Source organism: Longimicrobiaceae bacterium, assembly GCA_035936415.1.
Classification (GTDB): domain Bacteria; phylum Gemmatimonadota; class Gemmatimonadetes; order Longimicrobiales; family Longimicrobiaceae; genus JAFAYN01.
In genome coordinates, this window is sequence record DASYWD010000214.1 from 1 (window position 1) to 3,701 (window position 3,701).

General features: G+C 76.0%; 3 protein-coding genes. All 3 read right to left on the reverse strand.

The annotated features are described in order from the left end of the window. Positions 1–43: 43 nt before the first annotated feature. Positions 44–1,417 carry a sigma-54 dependent transcriptional regulator gene (locus VGR37_08425; GenBank protein ID HEV2147416.1) on the reverse strand — a complete coding sequence of 458 codons (1,374 nt, stop codon included), beginning with the start codon at positions 1,415–1,417 and terminating at the stop codon, positions 44–46. After that, positions 1,414–2,793, reverse strand: a complete 1,380-nt coding sequence (locus tag VGR37_08430) for a HAMP domain-containing sensor histidine kinase (protein HEV2147417.1) — start codon at positions 2,791–2,793, stop codon at positions 1,414–1,416. The genes VGR37_08425 and VGR37_08430 overlap by 4 nt, the downstream gene beginning before the upstream one ends. Next, positions 2,790–3,701: hypothetical protein (locus VGR37_08435; GenBank protein ID HEV2147418.1), on the reverse strand; the 912-nt coding region annotated here is incomplete at its 5' end. The genes VGR37_08430 and VGR37_08435, both read right to left, overlap by 4 nt.

Here is a 3,701-nt window from a genome sequence, read left to right on the forward strand (position 1 = left end):
GACGCCCGCCCCGGAGCTCGGGGGGGGGCGTCGTCCTTTCCGGCTACTCCCGCGTCATCCCGATCTGGCGGAGCTTCTTCTGCAGGCTCTGGCGGTGCAGGTCGAGCGCGCGGGCGGTGGCGGACACGTTTCCGCCGTGGCGCTCCAGCGCGGCCTCCAGGAAGGCCCGCTCCCAGGCCTCCGTGGCGCGCTCACGCGCCTCCGCGAAGGGAAGGTCCGCCAGCGCCGCGTCGGTGGGGCGCAGGGGGCCGGACGAGCCGCCGGCCACCTGGGGCGGCAGGTCCTCCGGCTCGATCGTCTCCCCCTCGGCGAGCACCAGGGCGCGCTCCATGGCGTTGCGCAGCTCGCGCACGTTCCCCGGCCAGTCGTAGGCGAGCAGGGCGCGGCGGGCGCGCTCCCCCGGCCGGCGCACCGGGAGGCCGTGGCGGGCGGCCATGTCCGCCAGGAAGTGCGCCGCCAGCGCGGGGACGTCGTCGCGCCGCTCGCGCAGCGGGGGGAGGTGCAGCTGGATGACCCGCAGCCGGTAGAGCAGGTCGTCGCGAAAGGTGCCGGCGGCGACCATCTCCTCCAGCGGGCGGTTGGTGGCGGCCACCAGCCGCACGTCCACCGGGACCGGGCGCGTGGAGCCCACCCGCGTCAGCACGCGCTCCTCCAGCACGCGGAGCAGCTTGGCCTGCGCCGGGACGGCCAGGTCGCCCACCTCGTCCAGGAAGAGCGTCCCCCCGTGCGCGGCCTCGAAGGTCCCCTCCCGGTCGCGGTCCGCCCCGGTGAAGGCGCCCCGCACCGCCCCGAACAGCTCGCTCTCCACCAGCTCCCCCGGGAGCGCCGAGCAGTTCAGGGCCACGAAGGGGCCCGCGCGCCTGCGGCTCGCAGCGTGGACGGCGCGCGCCACCACCTCCTTCCCCGTCCCGCTCTCCCCGGTCACCAGCACGGTCGCGTCCGTGGGCGCGGCGCGCCGGACGATGCGCGCCACCTCGCGCAGCGCGGGCGAGGCGCCGATCAGCCCGGGGACCTCCCCCGCCAGCTCCTCGCGCAGCCGCAGGTTCTCCGCGCGGAGCGCCAGGACCTCGCGCGCGCGCCGGGCGATGGCGCGGATCTCCTCGTTGTCGAAGGGCTTGGGGACGTAGTCGTAGGCGCCCAGCCTGAGCGCGCGCACCGCCGTCCGCTCGTCTCCGTACGCGGTCAGCAGCACGAAGAGCGCTCCCGGGTGCCGGGCGCACACCTCCTCCAGGAGCTGCATCCCGTCCATGGCCGGCATGCTCAGGTCCGAGAGGACCAGGTCCGCCGGCTCCTCCTCCAGCAGCGCCAGGGCGGCGGGAGCGTGCTCCGCCTGGCGCACCTCGTGCCCCTCCGCCTCCAGCAGCTCCGCCAGCGAGAAGCGGATCGCCCGCTCGTCGTCCACCACCAGGATCCTCATCCGCGCGCCGCTCCCGCCGCCTGCGTGGACCTCTCCGCGTCCCGCGCGGGTGCGGCCGCCGGGACGCGCAGCACGAACTCCGCCCCGCCCCCGGGCGCGTCGCCCACCTCCGCCGTCCAGCCCTCCTCGCGCGCCAGCCGCCGCACCACCGCCAGCCCCAGCCCGGTGCCGCCCGTGCCGCTGTAGAACGGCTCCCAGATCCGCTCCCGCTCCTCGCGCGCCACCCCCGGCCCGGCGTCGCGCACCCGGATCTCCACCGTGCCCGCGGCCTCGCGGGCAACCAGCGCCACGGAGCCTCCGTGCGGCGAATGGGCGACGCCGTTGAGGAGCAGGTTGAGGAGGAGCTGCGCCAGCGTCTCGCGGGGGGCGCGGGCCGTGAGCCGCCCGCCGTCCGCGGCGAGGCGCACGCCGACCCTGTCCGCGCGGGCGGTCACCAGGAGGAGCAGGTCCTCGAAGAGCGGATCGAGCGGGGTGAGCGACGCCGCCGCCGTGCGCGGGTTCCGGCGGGCGACGCCCAGGAGGTTGGAGACCAGCCGCTCCACCCGCCCCGCCTCCTCCAGGATCACCCCCGCGTAGCGCCGCCGCCGCGCGTCGTCGATCTCCTCCTCCGCCAGCCGCTGCGCAAGCGAGCGCACCCCGGTGAGCGGGTTGCGGATCTCGTGCGCCAGCGAGGCGGTCAGCTCCCCGAGCACGGCCAGCCGCTCCCCCTCCGCGGCGCGGGAGGCGAGCTCCCCCGTGCGCGCCGCCCGCACCTCGATGTCGTAGAAGCGCAGGTAGGCCACCCCGGCGAAGACGAAGAGCTGGATCCAGATCATCAGCAGCGGCATCACGTACAGCCCGAAGCCCCGCTCCGAGAAGGCGCTCCCCAGGATGGCGAATGGGAGGGCGAGGTAGAGCGGCGCAAGGACCCACCGCGCCAGCCGCCGCCGCCCCGGATCCTCCCGGATCTCCCGGAAGGAGGAGGCCCACATGACGATGGTCGCCGCGATCCACGGGATGACGTTCCATGCCCAGATCATCGCGTCGGCCCAGGGGCGCCCCTCGTACGTGGTGTCCAGCGGGTAGAGGAGGGCCGCGACCGCGACGGGGACGAGCCCGATGCCGGCCGGCTTCCGCAGCCCGGCGACCAGCGCGAAGGCCATGAACAGCCCGGGCGCGAAGTGCAGGGAAGCGTCGAGCACCGGCCGCGCCACGCTCCAGTCGCCCGTGGAGGCCCCCCACCCCTGGGCGGCCAGCCACCCCATGATGGACGTCCAGAACAGGGCGTACCAGCGCAGCCCCGCGTCGCGGGGGTTGAGGAGGAGGAGTAGCGCCGTGCTCATGAAGGTGGCGCCCAGCGCCGCGAGGGCGCTCCCCGCGGCGAGCGGATCGGTCATCGGAGGGTGATCCCGGTCCCGAGCACCAGGGTGCGCTGGGAGAAGAAGGAGGCGACGCCGCGCCGCTCCCGGTAGCCGGCATCGTAGGTATAGGCGGCCAGGTTCTCCCTGTCCAGCAGGTTCAGCATCTCCAGGTACACCACGCCCGAGCCGCCTAGGGTGTTCACGAAGCGGGTGACGCGGCCGTCCAGGCGCAGGTAGGCGGGGAGCCGCGCGCCGTGCGTCTTCCCGTACACGGGGCCGGGCGCGCCGCCCCGCTCCGGGTCCGGCTCCGCGCCCACCACGGGGGTGAAGGGCCGGCCGGTGCCGTAGCGCAGCGTGCTCCCCACCTCCCAGCGCCGCCCCACCGCCAGCTTCGCCACCCCGGTGACGGTGTGGGTCACGTCCACCGCCGAGGAGATGCGCGCCCCGTCCTCCAGCTCCACCCGGCCGTCCAGGTACGAGTAGGTGAGCCAGCCGTTCAGCCGCGCCTGCCGGGTCCAGCGGACGATGGCGTCCACGCCGGACGCGCCGCCGGAGACGATCCGCGACCCCTCCCCCGCGTCCGCGTAGCCGCCGTATCGCTTCCCGTACGCCTCCACCCGCACCGAGGGCTCGCCCTTCCGTTCCGCGGACGCCACGACGTGCCGGGCGCTCGTCGGCGTCCCCGAGGGCGTCCCCGCATCGGGCAGCTGGTAGCGGATCCGCCACCGCCCCTGGTGGAACTCCCCACCCCCCACGCGCAGCGTCCAGTCGCCCGCGGCGACGGCGAGCGCCAGGCGCGGGTCCACGGTCCAGGCGTCCTCCCCCGGGAGGCGGTCCGCGCGAAGGCCGGCCACCAGCGCGGCGCGCGAGCCGAGCGGCTTCTCCGCCTCCATGTACGCCCCCAGGTGCGTCGCGGTGCGGGCCGCCTCGTCCAGGGTCCGCAC

Coding starts and splice junctions, on each gene's coding strand:
- VGR37_08425 (HEV2147416.1), bottom strand. CDS start 1,417: ATGAGGATCCTGGTGGTGGACGACGAGCGGGCGATCCGCTTCTCGCTG.
- VGR37_08430 (HEV2147417.1), bottom strand. CDS start 2,793: ATGACCGATCCGCTCGCCGCGGGGAGCGCCCTCGCGGCGCTGGGCGCC.